This window comes from Bosea sp. OAE506, assembly GCF_040546595.1.
Classification (GTDB): Bacteria; Pseudomonadota; Alphaproteobacteria; order Rhizobiales; family Beijerinckiaceae; genus Allobosea.
The window spans coordinates 4,309,553-4,326,893 of record NZ_JBEPOB010000001.1 but is presented as its reverse complement, the minus strand read 5'-3'; the positions used below and the strand labels follow the sequence as shown (position 1 = coordinate 4,326,893).

Genomic DNA, 17,341 nt, shown 5'->3' with positions numbered 1-17,341 from the left:
TGTCAGGCCCCCGATCCTGCGAGCAGGCGGGTGCGCGCGTTCTCCGCGGCGACGACCTCCTCTTCGGGAATGTGGAAATCGCGGTGGTAGTTGAAGCTGTGGGCGATCGCGACCAGGAGGATGCCCGCGAAGGACACCGCCGCCAGCCACCAGATGTGCCAGATCAGCGCGAAGCCGAGCGCCACCGAGATCCCTGCCAGCACGAGGCCGGTCGGCGTGTTCTTCGGCATGTGGATCGGCTTGAAGCCCTCGACAGGTCGGACATAGCCGCGGCGCTTCATGTCGGTCCAGGCGTCGTTGTCGTGCACCACCGGCGTGAAGGCGAAGTTGTAGGCCGGCGGCGGCGAGGACGTGGCCCATTCCAGCGTGCGCCCGTCCCACGGGTCGCCGGTGAGGTCGCGCAGTTCGTCACGCTTCCAGATGCTGTAGGCGATCTGGGCAATGAAGCTGACGATGCCGAGCAGGATCAGGAAGGCGCCGAAGCCGGCGATGATGAACCAGATCTGCAACGAGGGATCGTCGAAGACGCGCATCCGCCGCGTCACGCCCATCAGGCCGAGCACATAGAGCGGCATGAAGGCGAACAGGAAGCCGAGCGTCCAGAACCAGAAGGAGAACTTGCCCAGCAGCGGGTGCAGGCGGAAGCCGAACGCCTTCGGCCACCAGTAGATCATGCCGGCGAAGAGCCCGTAGAGCACGCCGCCGATGATGACGTTGTGGAAATGCGCCACCAGGAACAGGCTGTTGTGCAGCACGAAGTCGGCGGGGGGCACGGCGAGCAGCACGCCGGTCATGCCGCCGATGACGAAGGTCAGCATGAAGGCAATGGTCCACATCATCGGCAGCTCGAAGCGGATGCGGCCGCGATACATCGTGAACAGCCAGTTGAAGATCTTCGCCCCGGTCGGGATCGAGATGATCATCGTCGTGATTCCGAAGAAGGAATTCACGCTCGCGCCCGAGCCCATCGTGAAGAAATGGTGCAGCCAGACCAGGTAGGACAGGATGGTGATGACGACCGTCGCATAGACCATCGAGGTGTAGCCGAAGAGGCGCTTGCCCGAGAAGGTCGAGACGACTTCGGAGAAGATGCCGAAGGCTGGCAGGATCAGGATGTAGACCTCCGGATGGCCCCAGATCCAGATCAGGTTCACGTACATCATCGGGTTGCCGCCGAAGTCGTTCGTGAAGAAGTTGGTGCCGACATAACGGTCGAGCGTCAGCAGGGCGAGCACCGCGGTGAGCACCGGGAAGGTCGCCACGATCAGCACGTTGGTGCACAGCGAGGTCCAGGTGAAGACCGGCATCTTCATCAGCGACATGCCGGGGCAGCGCATCTTCACGATCGTGCAGATCAGGTTGATGCCCGATAACGTCGTGCCCACGCCTGCGATCTGCAGCGCCCAGATGTAATAGTCGACGCCGACCTCCGGACTGTAGGAGATCCCCGAGAGCGGCGGATAGGCGAGCCAGCCCGTGCGCGCGAACTCGCCGACGAAGAGCGAGATCATCACCAGCACCGCGCCGGCCGTCGTCATCCAGAAGCTGAAATTGTTCAGGAAGGGGAAGGAGACGTCGCGCGCGCCGATCTGCAGCGGCACGACATAGTTCATCAGCCCCGTCACCAGCGGCATGGCGACGAAGAAGATCATGATCACGCCATGGACGGTGAAGAGCTGGTCGTAGTGATGGGCGTTGAGGTAGCCCTCGGACCCGTTGAAGGCGATCGCCTGCTGGATGCGCATCATCACCGCGTCGGCGAAGCCGCGCAGCAACATCACCAGCCCGAGGATCATGTACATGATCCCGATCTTCTTGTGGTCGACGCTGGTCAGCCAGTCACGCCACAGCCAGCCCCAGAGCCGGTAATAGGTCAGCGCGCCGACCACCGCCGCGCCGCCGAGTGCCACGACGGCGAAGGTGGCGACAAGGATCGGCTCGTGGATCGGGAAGGCAGCGAGCGTAAGCTTGCCAAAGATCGGAGAGGTGGCGGCAACGGAAGCGTCGGTCACGGGGATTCTCGCTTCAGGACTGTGACGAACGGGCGAGGCCGAGCAGTTCGGTAAAGGTCTGCGGCCGGCGCGGCGTCAGGGGGGCGAACGTCAAGGGAGCAAGCGTTGTGAGGGGAGGCGTCAGGCCCAGGCCCCGGATTGGGGTCAGGTCGCGCGGGGTGGTGTCGGGCGGTGCCATCGCCATCATGGCCTTCGCCTCCTCGACCGTGCAGATCGAGGCGATGTAGCGCGGCTCCTCGCCAAAGGGCGCCTGGTTGCCGCCGCGGCGCGAATACTTGTCGTAGGCCAGCGGCAGCGTCGTATGCAGGCCGGCGAGGCCCAGCCCCCCCTTGGCGTCGAGCGCCATCATCTCGCTCATGCACATCTTGCCGGGCTGGACGCAGAGATTGCGGATGGCGTCGAACAGGCGCGGCTCGGTCGCGCCGAAGCGCTGCACCGCGACGTTCTCGCTCGGCCGCTCCAGCTGGAGATAGGCCGTGCGGTCGAGCCGGGCGTCGCTCTCCTTGGTCTTGGCGACCCAGCCCTCGAAATCGCCCTCGCTCATGCCGAGGAAAGCGAAGCGCATGCCGGAGAAGCCGGCGCCGCTGTAATTGGCCGAGAAGCCCTGGTAGCGGCCGGGCCGGTTGATCACGGCATGGAGCCGCGTCTGCATCGCCGGCATCGCGTAGATCTGGCCAGCCAGCGCCGGGATGTAGAAGGAGTTCATCACCGAGGAGGAGGTGAGCTTGAAATGGATCGGCCGGTCGACCGGAGCGGCGAGCTCGTTGACGGTAGCGATGCCCTGCTCGGGGTAGATGAACAGCCATTTCCAGTCGAGCGCGACGACCTCGACCTCGAGCGGCTTCGTCGTCGCCGGCACCGGCTTGCCAGAGGCGATCCGGTCGAGCTTGCGGTAGGGGTCGAGCAGATGCGTGCCCATCCAGGTCAGCGCGCCGAGCGCGATGATGATCAGGAGCGGCGCCGCCCAGATGACCAGCTCGAGGCCGGTCGAATGGTTCCAGTCCGGCTTGTAGGTCGCCTCCTTGTTGGAGGCGCGGTAGCGCCAGGCAAAGAAAACCGTCAGCGCCATCACCGGCACGATGATCAAGAGCATCAGCACCGTCGAGATCACGATCAGGTCGCGCTGCTGCGCGGCGATGTCGCCCGATGGCGCCATGACCACGAGGTTGCAGCCGCCGAGCGCGGCGAGCAGGGGAAGCAGGGCAAGGACACGCAGGGGGCTCAAGGCAGACACCTTTCGCTGATCGGCTTGTCCGGAGAGCTAGCTGCGGTGCAGCAAAGGTAACATTGGACAATTTGCCCAATGCCGCCTGACAGCCCGATGGGGCACTAGAACCGCTGCCGCGGCATGGTGCGACGCACCATGCCTTCATGTGACCGATGCGCGACGGGACAGATCATGGCTCAGATGCCGACCACGGCGGAACGCGACGCCAGCCATCTCAGCGAGAGCCATGGCGAGGTGAACCCGGGCGAGATGGCGATCGGCGTCATTATCGGCCGCACCTCCGAGTTCTTCGACTTCTTCGTCTATGCCATCGCCTCGGTGATCGTTTTCCCGAAGCTGGTCTTTTCCTTCACCGACCCGCTGACGGGAACGCTGTATTCCTTCGCGATCTTCGCGCTGGCCTTCATCGCGCGCCCCTTCGGCACGGTCCTCTTCACCGCGATCGACCGCAAGGCCGGCAAGAGCGCCAAGCTGACGCTCGCCCTGTTCCTGCTGGGCACCTCGACCTGCGCCATCGGCTTCCTGCCGAGCTATGACAGCATCGGCGCGGCCTCGATCTGGCTGCTCGCGCTCGCCCGCATCGGCCAGGGCATCGCGCTCGGCGGCACCTGGGACGGGCTCGCATCCCTGCTCGCACTCAATGCCCCCCAGCGCCATCGCGGCTGGTATGCGATGATCCCCCAGCTCGGCGCGCCCTTCGGCCTGATCGTCGCCAGCGGGCTCTTCGCCTTCTTCGTCGGCAATCTCTCGGCCGAGGACTTCTACAGCTGGGGCTGGCGCTACCCCTTCTTCGTCGCCTTCGCGATCAACGTCGTCGCGCTCTTCGCCCGGCTGCGCATGGTGGTGACGCCGGACTACCAGAACCTGTTCGAGACGCGCGAGCTGCAGCCCACGAAGATCGCCGCGACGCTGCGGGCCGAAGGGCGCCATGTCGTGATCGGCGCCTTCGCGCCGCTGGCGAGCTTCGCCATGTTCCACATGGTCACGGTGTTCCCGCTCTCCTGGGTCTTCCTGTTCACCAATGAGGGGCCTGCGCGCTTCCTCGTCATCGAGGCGGTGGGCGCGGTCTTCGGCGCCATCGCCATCGTCGCATCGGGCATGATCGCCGACCGGATCGGCCGGCGCGCGCTGCTCGGCGGCTGCGCCATCGCGATTGCGGTGTTCAGCGGCTTCGCGCCGCAGCTGCTCGACGGCGGCCTCATTGGCGAGCTCGTCTTCATGATCGGCGGCTTCATCCTGCTCGGCCTGTCCTTCGGCCAGTCCTCCGGCTCGGTCGCCTCGGCCTTCTCGCCGACCTATCGCTACACCGGATCGGCCCTGACCTCCGACCTCGCCTGGCTCTTCGGCGCCGGCTTCGCGCCGCTGGCGGCGCTGCTGCTCTCGACCCATTTCGGCCTGATCTCGGCGGGCGCCTATCTGCTCTCCGGCGCCATCGTCACGCTGCTGGCGCTGCGCCTCAACCGCCGCTGGGAGCTGCGCCGGGCCGATGAGGGGCGGGGGTGAGATCGCCCCGCTCGCGCAGCAAAGCGAGCGTGCGCTGATCGGCCGACCCGCCGCAGCGCTGCGCGATCACGTCAGTGAACAGGTTTTGTTCGCCCTCGGCCGCGAGCGAGAACAGCGTCATGCTGGAGACGAACTTCACATCGTCCGGCGAGCCGAAGATCTCATGCAGGGTCCGACCCTCGACCGCCAGAACGGTCTCCGTGCAGGCGCTCAGGCGAGCGCCGAGCACGGGATGCGCCAGATAGGCGCGCGCCTCCGCCAGCCCCGAGAGCCCATAATGTCGTGCCGTCTCGGACGATCCGAGCCCGCGCAGCTGCGGGAACACGAACCACATCCAGTGGCTGCGCTTGCAACCCTCCCGGAGTTCCGCCAGCGCCTGAGTGTGGACCGGCGCCTGGGCGGCGATGAAACGTTGCAGATCGAAGGGGTCGCTCATGCCCCGGAGGTGGTGCAGGATCGGGCGGATGCAAGCCGCGGTGGGGCTGTCGGGCCGCGCCAGCCGGTCTGGGGGAGGGCGATATGGCCGGGGATCCGCTCGTCAGGCGCCGCCGCCAGTTTTCGAAACTGAAGGGCTGGCACCGCAACCGCAGCGGCAACTGGCAGATCGAGATCCGGCAGTTCCGCGTGACGATGTTCGAGAACGCGCTCGGCTGGGGCGCCGTGATCAGCCATCCGAGCCGTCCCGAAGGCACTTTCACTTCGGGCCGGTGCGGCAACTTCGTGGAGGCGCAGGGCGCCGCATTCGATCTGCTGGTGATGCTGGAAAAGCAGTTCGCCGACGCGTGATGAACGACCGCACGCACAACGCGCGGCACATCAGGGCAAGGCGATCATCTGGGAGAAAATGGTGGGCGACACAGGGATCGAACCTGTGACCACTCCCGTGTGAAGGGAGTGCTCTACCGCTGAGCTAGTCGCCCGCACCGGCGCCTCTCCTAGTCGGCGCGCGCCGCGTCGTCAAGAATGGGCGACGACCTTCGCAGCCGTCCCCGCATGGCCGCCGCCCAGCACCTGCCGCACGGCCGCGGGCAGGGCGTCGAAATGCTGGATGATGACATCGGGCTCCAGCGTCTCGATCGGCACGTCGGTATAGCCGAAGGGCACGCAGATCGTCGGGATGCCGGCCGCCTTCGCGGTGGCGATGTCCGTGCGCGAATCGCCGATCATCACGGCGCGTGCGGGATCGCCCCCGGAGGCCTCGATCGTCAGCGTCAGGTGCCGCGGATCGGGCTTGTGGAAGGGGAAACTGTCGCGCCCGGCCACCGAAGCGAAACGCTGCGCGATGCCGAAATGGTCGAGGATCAGCCGCGTATGCAGGATCGGCTTGTTGGTGCAGACGGCGAGCAGATAGCCTTCCGCCGCGAGCTGATCGAGCGCGCCGAGCACGCCGTCGAAGAGGTGGCTATGGGAGGCGACGTCGTCTGCATAGATCAGCAGGAAATCCTCGAACAGCCGCTCCAGCGTCTCCTCGTCGAGCGGCCGGCCCGAGACCTTGAAGCCGCGCGAAATCAGTGCGCGTGCGCCCGCGCCGACCAGTTCGCGCGCCCGCTCCAGCGGCAGGGCCGGCAGCCCCTCGCGCACGAGGATGACGTTGAGCACGCGCATGATGTCGGGGGCGGTCTCGGCAAGCGTGCCGTCGAGATCGAAGACGACGATCGGGGGCAGGGTCATGGGCAGGCCGCTCCTGGCGCGTGGACGCTGCGCATAAACGGGCTGAACGGGCTTTTGGCAAGCGCGCCCGGCGCGGCAGGGCAGCGTCCGGGAAGACATCGTCGGCTCCGGCATTGATGCTATCGTGCCGGCGATTCGTGGAAGGAACAGTACCGTGTCTCGATCCCTCCGACCCTTGGTCGCCCTGGCCCTCCTCGGCGGGCTGGCTCTGGCCGGCACCGCGCAGGCTGCCCCCTTCGATTTCGCGCCCGCGCCGCAGACGGACCTGAACCGGGTCTACCGCGTCGACAAGGCCACCGGCGAGGTCGCCGCCTGCCAGTTCCAGCTCAAGGAGGGCGGCGTCGGCGTCACCGTCTGCTTCCCGCCGGGCGAGGGCGCCGGCGCGCAGGCGCCGAGCGACTACACGCTGATGCCGTCGCGGCATGAGCGCGAGGGCGGAATCTTCCGGGTCAACATCCGCACCGGCGAGATGAGCATCTGCTACGTCTTCGACGACAAGACGGTCTGCACGCCCCAGGCAAAGTAGGGCGCTTGCAACATTAGGCCGCAGGACGGGCGCAAAACCGCAGGACCTGTGGCATAGCGGCTGCCTGTCGCGGTCGTCAGCGGCGCGCGGCACATGGTATCAAGGGCGCGCCTCCATCCCTCCGCGTCCCGGAAGCCCGCCATGCTCAAGCTGAACGATCCCTCCCTCCTGAAGTCGCAGTGCCATGTCGATGGCGCCTGGATCGGCGAGGGCGTCGATGCGGTCGACAATCCGGCCACCGGCGAACTGCTGGCGAAGGTGCCGCGCTTTGGTGCCGACGAGACCACCGCCGCCGTCGAGGCCGCCTCGCGCGCCTTCAAGCCCTGGGCGAAGAAATCAGCCAAGGAGCGTTCGGTCATCCTGCGCAAATGGTTCGACCTGATCATGGCCAACCAGGAAGACCTGGCGCAGATCATGACCGCCGAGCAGGGCAAGCCGCTGACCGAGTCGCGCGGCGAGGTCGCCTATGCCGCCTCCTTCGTCGAGTTCTATGCGGAAGAGGCCAAGCGCATCTATGGCGAGACCATTCCCTCGCCCTTCCCGAATTCCCGCATCATCATCCAGAAGCAGCCTGTCGGCGTCTGCGCCGCGATCACGCCGTGGAATTTCCCGGCTGCGATGATCACGCGCAAATGCTCGCCGGGTCTGGCCGCCGGCTGCACCTTCGTGGTCAAGCCTGCGCCGGACACCCCGCTGACGGCCTTTGCCCTGATCGAGCTCGCCATCCGCGCCGGCTTCCCCAAGGGCGTGCTCAACATCGTCACGGGCGATGCGGTCGCGATCGGCAAGGTCATGACGACGCACCCCGCCGTGCGCTTCATCGGCTTCACCGGCTCGACGCCGGTCGGCAAGCTCCTGATGCAGCAGGCGGCCTCGACGGTGAAGAAGGTCGGGCTCGAGCTCGGCGGCAATGCGCCCTTCATCGTCTTCGACGACGCCGATGTCGACGCCGCCGTGCAGGGCGCGATCGCCGCCAAGTTCCGCAACATGGGCCAGACCTGCGTCTGCACCAACCGGCTCTTCGTGCAGGACGGCATCCATGACGAGTTCGTCGCCAAGTTCGCCGGCGAGGTCGCCAAGATGAAGGTCGGCAACGGCACCGAGGTCGGCGTCGTCCAGGGTCCGCTGATCAATGAGCGCGCCATCGAGAAGGTCGAGCGCCATGTGGCGGATGCCGTGGCCAACGGCGCCAAGGTCGTGGTCGGCGGCAAGCGCCATGCGCTGGGTCGCACGTTCTACGAGCCCACCGTGCTCGCCGGCGCCACCACCACCATGCTGATGACGCGCGAGGAGACCTTCGGCCCCGTCGCCCCGGTCTACCGCTTCAGCACGGAGGAGGAGGTCGTCGCGCTCGCCAACGACACGCCCTTCGGGCTGGCCGCCTATTTCTACTCGAAGGATCTCGGCCGCGCCTTCCGCGTCGCCGAGGAGCTCGAATACGGCATGGTCGGCATCAACTCGGCGATGCTCGGCACCGAGGTCGCCCCCTTCGGCGGCGTCAAGGAGTCCGGCCTCGGCCGCGAGGGTTCGCTCCACGGCATCGAGGAGTTCGTCGAGATCAAATACATGCTGATGGGCGGCCTCGGGGCTTGAACCGGGCCGCGACCGCCGTCATTGCGGGGAGCGTCGCGACAAGGCGATCCGGTGCGGCAAGCGCTCGTCCCGGATCGCGTCGCTGCACTCGCTATGACGTCGAGTTGAGGACAGGACCATGAGCCCCGACGATCTGAAGAAGCTCGCCGCCGCGCGCGCACTCGAACTCGTGACGCCCGGCATGCGGCTGGGCCTCGGCACCGGCTCGACGGCGAAGCATTTCGTCGATCTGCTCGGCGCGCGCGTCGCGGCCGGCCTCAATGTGATCTGCGTCTCGACCTCGGAGGTTACGGAGGCGCAGGCGCGTGCATTGTCGATCCCGATGTCGACGCTGGACGAGACGCCCGAGCTCGACCTCATCATCGACGGCGCCGACGAGGTCGATCGCGAGCTTCGCCTGATCAAGGGCGGCGGCGCCGCCCTGCTGCGCGAGAAGATCGTCGCCGCTGCCTCGGCCCGCATGGTCGTGATCGCCGACGACACCAAGCTGGTCGAGCGTCTTGGCCGCTTCCCGCTGCCGATCGAGATCGTGCCCTTCGGCATGGAGGCGACGCGTCGTGCCGTGCTCGCCGCCATGGCGGGGGCCGGAGCGGCCGGCGATCTCGTCCTGCGGCACAAGCCCGACGGCAGCGTCCTCGTGACCGATGGCGGGCACTGGATCCTCGATGCCCACCTCGGTGAGATCCCGCAGCCCGAGGCCCTGGCAGCGGCGCTCGCCGCGATTCCCGGCGTCGTCGAGCACGGCCTGTTCCTCGGCCTCGCCGATGCGGCGATCCTGGCCGGGGCGGGTGGGCTGACGATCCTCGGCCGCCTCGACTGAGCCCGCCCGCGAGCGGCTTCCCCAATGTCCCGGTCGGCCGGAACGGGCGGAGCGCGACATCGCTTCGCCTTAAAATGCCTTTTCACTCGGCGCTTTCATGCTCTAAGGAGACCGCTGATGCGGGCTCCGCTACCGGGGCCGCCTGAGTCGGTGGGAACCGGGCAGGACTGATTCAACCAATGGCTGGGTCGCCCGGTGCGGCACCGACCGCCACTCCAGCAACGATGGCGCGATCCGGCGCAGGACGAAGGGGCTCAGAATGATCCGTCACCATTTCGCCGGCTTGGCCGTCAGCCTGGCGCTTCTGCTCGCCGGCCCTGTCCAGGCGCAGACGGCCCCTGCGCCGGCGCAGGCCGAGATTCCGCAGAGCTGGCTCGAGGCCGGTCGCGACGTCGTCGTCCTCTCGGGCCTGGGCGATTCCTTCGACTCGATCTATCGCGAGTTCCGCGAGCGCGTGAGCCAGACCGTGGCCACGACCCGTCCCGAGGTCCGCAAGGACATGGAGCAGGTCATCGACGCGCTTCGCCCGGAGGCCGAGAAGCGCAAGCAGGAGATCGTCGCCTCCGCATCCTATATCTTCGCCAAGCGCATGAGCGAGTCCGATCTCAAGGAGGTCGCCGCCTTCTTCCGCTCGCCGGTCGGCCAGCGCTACAACGCCATGCGCCCGGGCGCGATCGACGAGATCTTTGCCCTGCTCCAGCCCTGGAGCGTGCAGACCAGCAATTTCCTGTTTGACCGCTTCAGCGAAGAGATGCGCAAGCGCGGCCACAAGCTCTGAGACAGACGGCCCGGCCGTCTCTCCCACGACCAGACAAGCGCCGTCGGCCCCGGGCAGGCGGCGTTGTCATGTCCGGCGGCTAGTTCTTCGGGCCGATGCGGGCGTGGCCTTCGCCGTCGCGCGGCGCGCCGGTGGGCTGGCCGGTGGCCCGGTTCACCGCCACGGTGACGAACCACAGCAGCACGCCGATGCCGATCAGCGCGCCGGCGATCTGGTACTGGACCATGTCGCGGCCGGTCCACGGACCGGCGAAGAAGGCGCAGGCGAGGGCGCCGAGCACCGGCAATACGGTCGGCGTGCGGAAATGGTCGTGCGCCACCCTGTCCTTGCGCAGCACCAGCACCGTGACGTTCACGACGGCGAAGACGCAGAGCAGCACCAGCGCCGTCGTCCCGCCCAGGGCGGGCACCTCGCCGACGAAGGTGATGAGCCCGAAGGCCAGCAGCGTGGTGAAGCCGATCGCGACGAACGGCGTGCGGCGCTCCGGATGCACCTGCCCCAGCACCGCCGGCAGCACATGCTCGCGGCTCATGCCGTAGACCAGCCGGCTCGCCATCAGCATGTTGATCAGGGCGCTGTTGGCGACCGCGAACATGGTGATGAAGCCGAAGATCCAGAGCGGGAAGGAGGGCGCCCCCGCCTGTACGACCTTTAGAAGCGGCGTCTCTCCCTCGCCGAGCTCCTCCGGCGGCACCAGCGTGATCGCGGCGATCGAGACCAGCACATAGATCACTCCGGTGATCACCAGCCCCGCCAGCAGCACCTTGGGGAAGATGCGGCTGGGATCCTTGCACTCCTCGGCCATGTTGACCGAATCCTCGAAGCCGACCATCGCGAAGAAGGCGAGCGTCGTTGCCGCGATCACCGGCCAGAACAGGCCGCCATCGGCCGCAGGCTTGAAGGCGAGCACCCGCGAGACGTCGCCCTGGCCGGCCGTGATCGCCATCAGCCCGATCACGATGACGATCAGCAGGCCTGTCAGCTCGACGCAGGTGAGAACGACATTCGCCTTCACGCTTTCGCCGACGCCGCGCAGATTGACGGCCGCGACCAGCGCCATGAAGCCAAGCCCCACCACCGTGATCCAGCCTGTCCCCGTCAGGCCGAGATCCAGCGCGCTCGAGAGATTGGCGGCGAAGGCGCGCGAAGCCGTCGAGGCCGACGTGATCCCCGAGCACATCACTGCGAAGGCGACGATGAAGGTGATGAAGTGGATGCCGAAAGCCTTGTGCGTGTAGAGCGCCGCGCCGGCCGCGCGCGGATATTTGGTGACCAGTTCGAGATAGCTGAAGGCGGTCACTAGGGCGACGACGAAGGCGAGCAGGAACGGCAGCCAGACGACCCCGCCGACCTGCTTGGCGACCTGCCCGGTCAGCGCATAGATGCCGGTGCCGAGGATGTCGCCGACGATGAACAGCAGCAGCAGCCACGGTCCCATGACCCGCTTGAGGCTGGGTTGGGTTTCAGGCGAAGCGGTGGTGGCTGGAATGCTGGCGTCGGTCATGGAATCCTCGTGTCGGCGTGCCGCTTCATGAACACAGTCATGCCGCATTTGTTCAGCGCGGTGCCGAAACTGGCCTGTCCCCGTGATGGAAGGGGCCTTGGCTGGCCGATCCATCTCGCCGCCTGATCATCTGGAGCCCCCATGTCGATCTCCCCTGGAACCGTCCTCGTCACCGGCGGCTCCGGCTTCCTGGCGGGGCGCTGCATCCTGTCGCTGCTCCAGGCGGGCTACAGCGTCCGCACGACGATGCGCACGCCGGGGCGACAGGCCGCCCTGCGCGCTGCGCTCGCAGCGGCAGGCTGCGTGGCCGGAGAGCGCCTTTCGGTGCTGCAGGCCGATCTGATGGCCGATGACGGCTGGCGGGAGGCGGCGGTGGGCTGCGACCGCGTGCTGCATATAGCCTCGCCGCTCTCGGCAGCGGCGCCCCGCCACGAGGACGAACTGATCCGCCCGGCCCGCGAGGGGACGCTGCGGGTGCTGCGCGCCGCCCGGGAGGCGGGCGTCGGTCGCGTCGTCCTGACCTCCTCCTTCGCCGCGATCGGCTATGGCCGCACGCTGGAGCGCCCCTTCACCGAGAGCGACTGGACGGACACAGGGGATGCCGGTCTCGCCGCCTATCCCAAATCCAAGGCGCTGGCCGAGCGTGCTGCCTGGGATTTCGTCGATCGCGAGGGCGGGGGGCTGGAACTCGCGGTCGTCAACCCGGTCGGAATTTTCGGGCCGCTGCTCGGCCCCGACCTTTCCGCCTCGATCCTGCTGGTGAAGAGCATGCTGGAGGGGCGCCTGCCGGCCCTGCCGCGGCTGATGTTCGGCGTCGTCGATGTGCGCGATGTGGCGGAGCTGCATCTGCGCGCCATGACGCACCCCGCCGCCGCGAATGAGCGCTTCATCGCCACGGCGGGGGATTTCCTGACCATGCAGGAGATCGCGCTGGCGCTGCGCGAGCGCCTCGGCCTGGCGGCGGCGCGCGTCTCGACGCGCGTCCTGCCGGACTGGGTGGTGCGTTTCGTCGCCCTGTTCAGTGCCGCCGCTCGACAGGCGGCGACGCCCGAACTCGGCCGGCGCAAGACAGCCACCAGCGCCAAGGCGCAGGCCATGCTGGGCTGGGAACCGCGGCCGGCCGCCGAGGCGCTCGCCGCGACGGCTGAGAGCCTGATCCGGCTGGGACTGGTCGGCGCGGGCCGCTGACGGGCGTCAGTCCTCGCTCGCCTTGAACTTGTTCAATCCCTTCATCACGAAGGGCGCCACCAGCGCGACGAAGGCCAGGCCCAGCAGCGTCGCCGAGATCGGGTTCTCCAGCAGGATCATCGGATCGCCGAGGCTGATCTGGAGAGCCCGGCGCAGCTGCGCCTCCGCCATCGGCCCCAGGATCAGCCCGACGACCATCGGCGCGACCGGATAATCGTAGCGCCGCATCAGATAGCCGAGATAGCCGAAGAGGAAGAGCATGCCGAGCTCGACCGGCGAGGCGTTGACCGCGAGCGTGCCCATCGTCGCGAAGACGAGGATGCCGGCATAGAGCCAGGGCTGCGGCACGGCGAGCAGCTTCACCCAGAGCCCGATCAGTGGCAGGTTCAGGATCACCAGCATGACGTTGGCGATGAACAGCGAGGCGATCAGGCCCCAGACCAGATCCGGCTTCTCCGCAAAAAGCAGCGGGCCGGGGTTGAGCCCGTATTGCTGGAAGCCCGCCAGCATGATCGCGGCCGTCGCCGAGGTCGGCAGGCCGAGCGTCAGCAGCGGCACCAGCGTGCCCGCAGCAGAGGCGTTGTTGGCCGCTTCCGGCCCCGCCACGCCCTCGATCGCGCCCTTGCCGAACTCGTCTGGATATTTGCAGAGCTTCTTCTCGGTCGAATAGCTCAGGAAGGTCGGCACCTCGGCCCCGCCTGCCGGCAGCGCGCCGATCGGGAAGCCATAGGCCGTGCCGCGCAGCCACGGCGCCCAGGAGCGCTTCCAGTCCTGTTTGCTCATCCACAGCGAGCCCTTGATCGGGATGATCTCCTCGGGATCGCGGAAGCGCTTGGAGGCGACGAAGAGCGCTTCGCCGACCGCAAAGAGGCCGACCGCCAGCGTCGTCACCTCGATGCCGTTGAGCAGCTCCGGCACGCCGAAGGTCAGTCGCGCCTGGCCGGTCAGCTTGTCGATGCCGACGAGGCCTAGCGTGATCCCGAGGAACAGGCTGGTGAGCCCGCGCAGGGGCGAATCGCCGAAGGTCGCCGAGACCGTGACAAAGGCCACGATCATCAGCGCGAAATAGTCCCAGGGACCGAACTTGATCGCGACCTCGACCAGCCAGGGCGCGAGGAAGGCGAGCCCGATCGTGGCGATGAGACCGGCGACGAAGGAGCCGATCGCGGCGGTGGCCAGGGCAGGGCCGCCGCGGCCGGCCTTGGCCATCTTGGAGCCTTCGAGCGCGGTTGCGAGCGAGGCGCTCTCGCCTGGTGCGTTGAGCAGGATCGCGGTCGTCGAGCCGCCATACATGCCGCCGTAATAGATGCCGGCGAACATGATCAGCGATCCGGCGGGATCGAGCTTGAAGGTCACGGGCAGCAAAAGCGCGACCGTCAGCGCTGGGCCGATACCCGGCAACACGCCCACGGCGGTGCCGAGGAAGACGCCGATCAGGCAGAACATCAGCTTGGAGGGCTCGAGCGCGACGCCGAAGCCGTTCAGAAGCGAGACGAGGGTGTCCATGGGCCGGCGCTCCTCAGAGGAACAGACGTTCGAGCGGCCCGGCCGGCAGCAGCAGGGTCAGGAGCTTGGCGAAGACGAGGAAGATGACGAGGCCGAGCACGAAGCCGATGGCGGCATCGACCGCCAGCGCCCGCCGGCCGAAGCCGCGCGCCGTGCAGGCGAAGAGGATCGTGATCGCGATCACGAAGCCGGCGCCTGTGGCGATGCAGAGGATGAGGCCGGCGAGGCCGCCGACGATCCACAGCAGCGCGCCGGCATCGGCCGCCTCCGGCTTCGGCAGCCCGCCCTTGAAGGCGACGACGAGATGCGCGAGGCCGAGGATGACGAGACCGCAGCAGGCCACCAGCGGCATGGCGGTGGGGCCGAGACCGTAATTCGAGGTGATCGTCTGCTGCGAGGCGTCGTAATAGACGACGCCGGCGAGGGCGAGCAGCAGCAGGCCGACGAGGAGGGCGGGCCGGTCGGCGCCGCGTGACGGGGCATCGTTCGTCATGGCGTATCCATCATCGACGGTTCGATCTGCGGGGCAGTGGAGACGGGGTGGAGGGGAAAAAAAGGGGGCCGGTCCCCGGCCCCCTGGTCTTGCTCGCGATGCGCCGCGCTTACTTCACCAGGCCGACATCCGTCATCACCTTGGTGACGCGCGTCTGCTCGGCCTTCAGGAACGCGTCGAATTCGGCGCCGCCGAGATAGGCGTCGTCCCAGCCGCGGGCCTTGAGGATCTCGGCCCATTCCTTCGACTTGACCATCTTTGCGACGGTGTCCGAGAGGTTTTTGGTCTGGTCGGCCGAGAGGCCCGGAGGGGCGACGACCGAGCGCCAGTTCATCAGCTCGAGATTGACGCCGCCTTCCTTGAGGGTCGGCGCGTCGGGGGCGTTGTCGAGACGCTTCGAGGAGGAGACGCCGACCACGCGCAGCTTGCCGGCCTTGATCTGGCCTTCGAACTCGCCATAGCCGGAGATGCCGGCGGTCACGCGCCCACCGAGCATGGCGGCGAGAGCCTCACCACCACCCGAGAAGGGGATGTAGTTGATCTTCTTCGGGTCGCCGCCGGCGGCCTCGGCGAAGAGCGCGGCCAGGATATGGTCGGCACCGCCGGCCGAGCCGCCGGCCCAAGTCACCTTGGCCGGATCGGCCTTGACGCGCTCGGCGAGGTCCTTGGCGTTCTTGATCGGCGACTCCGTCGGCACGACGATGACCAGCGCCTCGGCCGTCAGCCGCGCGATCGGCGTCACCTGCGTCAGGTTCACCGGCGACTTGTTCAGCAGGATCGCGCCGACCATGACGAAGCCGTTGACCATCAGCTGGTTGCCATCGCCCTTGGCGTTGATCAGCTGCGCGAGCCCGATCGTGCCGCCGGCGCCCGTGACGTTGGCGACCTGCACGCTCTTGGCGATGCCCGACGCCGTCAGCGCCTGCTGCATCGAGCGCGCCGTGCCGTCCCAGCCGCCGCCGGGGGCTGCGGGCGCCATGATCTTGAGTTCGAGCTGGGCGAAGGCGGCCGTCGACAGGCCGGCCACCGCGACGGCGGTGACAGCACAGCGCTTGAGAAGGGATGTCAGCATGTATTTCCTCCGCTCGCGGATTGAACCGCGCGATTTTTGGGCGACGTTCGCCAGTGGCACTTCGCCGCGCACGCCGTCAATTGCGCCTGATTGATCAATCCGGAGTCAAGACAAATCGCCGGCCGCGCGCGCCCCTAGTCCTCGGTCCGACGATGGCGTAAGCGCTGGCGCATGAACCAGCCGATCCCTTCCCTTGCGACGCATCCGGCCGGCGGACGGGTGCCGGAGCGGCTCGCGGCGCTGGGCGCGGGTCTTCTGGTCTCGCTGCCGCTCGCCATGTGGATCGCCAACCGCTCCGCGCCGCTGGTGCTGGCCCTGGCGGCCGGGGCCTTCTGCGCGGCGGTCGTAGCGGGCGAAGGCTGGCGCCCCCTGGTCCGGCGCGCCGGGCTCCTGCTGCGAAGCCCGATCGGCCTTGCTCTGTCCGGCTTCCTGCTCTGGTCCCTCGCCACGATCGCCTGGAGCCATCGGCCACTGCCGAGCCTGGCCGCGTGGGGCGAATTCGCGCTGCCGCTCGCCTGTGGCGCGGCGATCGCCGCCTCCGGCCGGTTCCGCCCGAGTCCGGCCCTTGGCCGTGGCCTGGCGATCGCCGTCGCCGCGGCGGCGCTGCTGATGATGGCGGAACTCGCGACGGGGCTGGCGCTCCGGCGCGCCCTCGATATCGGTCGCCAGGTCACCTACGTCTTCAATCGTCCGGTGCTGACCTGCCTGGTCCTGGCGCCTGTTGCCTTCGCGGCGCTGTTTGGCCACCGGTCGTCGCAGCGCTGGAACGGGGCGCTGGCGGTCCTTCTCGTCCTCGCGGTCGCCTGGGCCTGCCTGGGGTCGGAGAGCGGTGCGGCCGGTCTGGGCGTGCTCGTCATGGCGGTCGTCGCGGTGCTCGCACGCCTGGCCCCCCGCCTCGCGCTCGCTGCGGTGGCTCTGGGCTTCGTCGCGACGATGGTGCTGGCCCCCGTCGTCGGGCGCCTGGGCGACGCATTGCTGCCGCCCGCGCTCCACGAGCGTCTTGCCAATTCGCATTCGCGCGACCGTGTCGACATCTGGCTCTCCTTTGGGGAGGCGACGCTGGCCCGGCCGATCCGCGGCAGCGGCTTCGGCACCTCGCCGACGCTCGACCGCCACCCCGTTGCCGCCGAGGTCTCGCCGCCGCGTCGCGCGTTGCTGGCCGTGGGCCACCCGCACAATGCGCCGCTGCAGGCCTGGACCGAGACCGGCGCGGTCGGTGTCGCGCTGCTCGCCTTCGCCGGGCTTGCCCTGCTGCTGCGGCTGAAGCGGTTGGCGGCCGCGGATCTGGCGCCGCGGCTCGCGCTTTTCGCCTCGGCCTTCGCCGTGGCCGCGGTGGCGCATGGCGCCTGGCAGGGCTGGTGGATTGCGGCGCTGACCATGGCGGCGCTATGGCTCTATCGGCTGCCGGTCGGCTCCGATGCCGATGATCGCGGGGCGTAAGAGGACA

At 68.0% G+C, this 17,341-nt stretch carries 16 protein-coding genes and 1 tRNA gene; 8 read left to right on the top strand and 9 right to left on the bottom strand.

Features of this window, described 5'->3' with window-relative positions; translation table 11 throughout:
- Window positions 1–2 precede the first annotated feature (2 nt).
- Both cyoB and cyoA read right to left on the bottom strand, forming a co-directional pair.
- A complete protein-coding gene (gene cyoB / locus ABIE41_RS21025) occupies window positions 3–2,012 on the bottom strand; it encodes a cytochrome o ubiquinol oxidase subunit I (RefSeq protein ID WP_192642180.1) in 2,010 nt (669 codons plus the stop codon).
- A gap of 13 nt (window positions 2,013–2,025) precedes the next feature.
- A complete protein-coding gene (cyoA, locus tag ABIE41_RS21020; RefSeq protein ID WP_192642179.1) occupies window positions 2,026–3,237 on the bottom strand; it encodes a ubiquinol oxidase subunit II in 1,212 nt (403 codons plus the stop codon).
- A gap of 174 nt (window positions 3,238–3,411) precedes the next feature.
- Between cyoA and ABIE41_RS21015 the strand changes: the two genes are divergently transcribed.
- A complete protein-coding gene (locus tag ABIE41_RS21015) occupies window positions 3,412–4,743 on the top strand; it encodes an MFS transporter (RefSeq protein WP_192642178.1) in 1,332 nt (443 codons plus the stop codon).
- Here the strand turns inward: ABIE41_RS21015 and ABIE41_RS21010 are convergent.
- Window positions 4,697–5,179, bottom strand: a complete 483-nt coding sequence (locus ABIE41_RS21010) for a DUF1810 domain-containing protein (RefSeq protein WP_192642177.1) — start codon at window positions 5,177–5,179, stop codon at window positions 4,697–4,699. The genes ABIE41_RS21015 and ABIE41_RS21010 overlap by 47 nt on opposite strands.
- 83 nt (window positions 5,180–5,262) lie before the next feature.
- On the opposite strand from ABIE41_RS21010, the gene ABIE41_RS21005 reads away from it, so the two are divergent.
- Entirely contained in the window at window positions 5,263–5,529 is a 267-nt protein-coding gene (locus ABIE41_RS21005; protein WP_192642176.1) for a hypothetical protein, read from the top strand.
- Window positions 5,530–5,588: 59 nt separating this feature from the next.
- Here ABIE41_RS21005 and ABIE41_RS21000 read toward each other — a convergent pair.
- Window positions 5,589–5,663: transfer RNA gene (locus ABIE41_RS21000), tRNA-Val, on the bottom strand.
- 37 nt (window positions 5,664–5,700) lie between these two features.
- Window positions 5,701–6,414: a phosphoglycolate phosphatase gene (gene gph, locus ABIE41_RS20995; RefSeq protein WP_192642175.1), complete on the bottom strand. Its 714-nt coding sequence runs from the start codon at window positions 6,412–6,414 to the stop codon at window positions 5,701–5,703.
- 154 nt (window positions 6,415–6,568) lie between these two features.
- Between gph and ABIE41_RS20990 the strand changes: the two genes are divergently transcribed.
- From ABIE41_RS20990 to ABIE41_RS20975, 4 genes are all read left to right on the top strand, one after another.
- Window positions 6,569–6,940, top strand: a complete 372-nt coding sequence (locus ABIE41_RS20990; RefSeq protein ID WP_192642174.1) for a hypothetical protein — start codon at window positions 6,569–6,571, stop codon at window positions 6,938–6,940.
- Between the two features lie 141 nt (window positions 6,941–7,081).
- Entirely contained in the window at window positions 7,082–8,533 is a 1,452-nt protein-coding gene (locus tag ABIE41_RS20985) for an NAD-dependent succinate-semialdehyde dehydrogenase (RefSeq protein WP_192642173.1), read from the top strand.
- 118 nt (window positions 8,534–8,651) lie between these two features.
- Window positions 8,652–9,353, top strand: a complete 702-nt coding sequence (gene rpiA, locus ABIE41_RS20980) for a ribose-5-phosphate isomerase RpiA (RefSeq protein ID WP_192642172.1) — start codon at window positions 8,652–8,654, stop codon at window positions 9,351–9,353.
- 259 nt (window positions 9,354–9,612) lie between these two features.
- Window positions 9,613–10,131, top strand: a complete 519-nt coding sequence (locus tag ABIE41_RS20975; RefSeq protein WP_192642171.1) for a DUF2059 domain-containing protein — start codon at window positions 9,613–9,615, stop codon at window positions 10,129–10,131.
- Between the two features lie 79 nt (window positions 10,132–10,210).
- Here ABIE41_RS20975 and ABIE41_RS20970 read toward each other — a convergent pair whose 3' ends face one another.
- Window positions 10,211–11,635 (bottom strand): APC family permease, encoded by a 1,425-nt coding sequence (locus tag ABIE41_RS20970; protein WP_192642170.1) that lies wholly within the window; start codon window positions 11,633–11,635, stop codon window positions 10,211–10,213.
- A gap of 141 nt (window positions 11,636–11,776) precedes the next feature.
- Here ABIE41_RS20970 and ABIE41_RS20965 point away from each other — a divergent pair, with 141 nt between their 5' ends.
- A complete protein-coding gene (locus ABIE41_RS20965; protein WP_192642169.1) occupies window positions 11,777–12,823 on the top strand; it encodes an SDR family oxidoreductase in 1,047 nt (348 codons plus the stop codon).
- A gap of 6 nt (window positions 12,824–12,829) precedes the next feature.
- Here the strand turns inward: ABIE41_RS20965 and ABIE41_RS20960 are convergent, their stop codons facing one another.
- From ABIE41_RS20960 to ABIE41_RS20950, 3 genes are all read right to left on the bottom strand, one after another.
- Complete coding sequence (locus ABIE41_RS20960) at window positions 12,830–14,329, bottom strand: tripartite tricarboxylate transporter permease (protein WP_192642168.1); 1,500 nt, start codon at window positions 14,327–14,329, stop codon at window positions 12,830–12,832.
- Window positions 14,330–14,342: 13 nt separating this feature from the next.
- Entirely contained in the window at window positions 14,343–14,822 is a 480-nt protein-coding gene (locus ABIE41_RS20955; protein WP_192642167.1) for a tripartite tricarboxylate transporter TctB family protein, read from the bottom strand.
- Window positions 14,823–14,931: 109 nt separating this feature from the next.
- Window positions 14,932–15,801 carry a Bug family tripartite tricarboxylate transporter substrate binding protein gene (locus ABIE41_RS20950; RefSeq protein ID WP_465247122.1) on the bottom strand — a complete coding sequence of 290 codons (870 nt, stop codon included), beginning with the start codon at window positions 15,799–15,801 and terminating at the stop codon, window positions 14,932–14,934.
- 264 nt (window positions 15,802–16,065) lie between these two features.
- Here ABIE41_RS20950 and ABIE41_RS20945 point away from each other — a divergent pair, with 264 nt between their 5' ends.
- Complete coding sequence (locus ABIE41_RS20945; protein ID WP_192642165.1) at window positions 16,066–17,334, top strand: O-antigen ligase family protein; 1,269 nt, start codon at window positions 16,066–16,068, stop codon at window positions 17,332–17,334.
- Window positions 17,335–17,341: the final 7 nt, after the last annotated feature.

Excerpts from the sequence above, each read along its gene's own strand:
- ABIE41_RS21015 (WP_192642178.1), top strand. The coding sequence starts at position 3,412 with ATGGCTCAGATGCCGACCACGGCGGAACGCGACGCCAGCCATCTCAGC.
- ABIE41_RS21010 (WP_192642177.1), bottom strand. The coding sequence starts at position 5,179 with ATGAGCGACCCCTTCGATCTGCAACGTTTCATCGCCGCCCAGGCGCCG.
- ABIE41_RS21005 (WP_192642176.1), top strand. The coding sequence starts at position 5,263 with ATGGCCGGGGATCCGCTCGTCAGGCGCCGCCGCCAGTTTTCGAAACTG.
- gph (WP_192642175.1), bottom strand. The coding sequence starts at position 6,414 with ATGACCCTGCCCCCGATCGTCGTCTTCGATCTCGACGGCACGCTTGCC.
- ABIE41_RS20985 (WP_192642173.1), top strand. The coding sequence starts at position 7,082 with ATGCTCAAGCTGAACGATCCCTCCCTCCTGAAGTCGCAGTGCCATGTC.
- rpiA (WP_192642172.1), top strand. The coding sequence starts at position 8,652 with ATGAGCCCCGACGATCTGAAGAAGCTCGCCGCCGCGCGCGCACTCGAA.
- ABIE41_RS20975 (WP_192642171.1), top strand. The coding sequence starts at position 9,613 with ATGATCCGTCACCATTTCGCCGGCTTGGCCGTCAGCCTGGCGCTTCTG.
- ABIE41_RS20970 (WP_192642170.1), bottom strand. The coding sequence starts at position 11,635 with ATGACCGACGCCAGCATTCCAGCCACCACCGCTTCGCCTGAAACCCAA.
- ABIE41_RS20965 (WP_192642169.1), top strand. The coding sequence starts at position 11,777 with ATGTCGATCTCCCCTGGAACCGTCCTCGTCACCGGCGGCTCCGGCTTC.
- ABIE41_RS20960 (WP_192642168.1), bottom strand. The coding sequence starts at position 14,329 with ATGGACACCCTCGTCTCGCTTCTGAACGGCTTCGGCGTCGCGCTCGAG.
- ABIE41_RS20955 (WP_192642167.1), bottom strand. The coding sequence starts at position 14,822 with ATGACGAACGATGCCCCGTCACGCGGCGCCGACCGGCCCGCCCTCCTC.
- ABIE41_RS20950 (WP_465247122.1), bottom strand. The coding sequence starts at position 15,801 with ATGGCGCCCGCAGCCCCCGGCGGCGGCTGGGACGGCACGGCGCGCTCG.
- ABIE41_RS20945 (WP_192642165.1), top strand. The coding sequence starts at position 16,066 with ATGAACCAGCCGATCCCTTCCCTTGCGACGCATCCGGCCGGCGGACGG.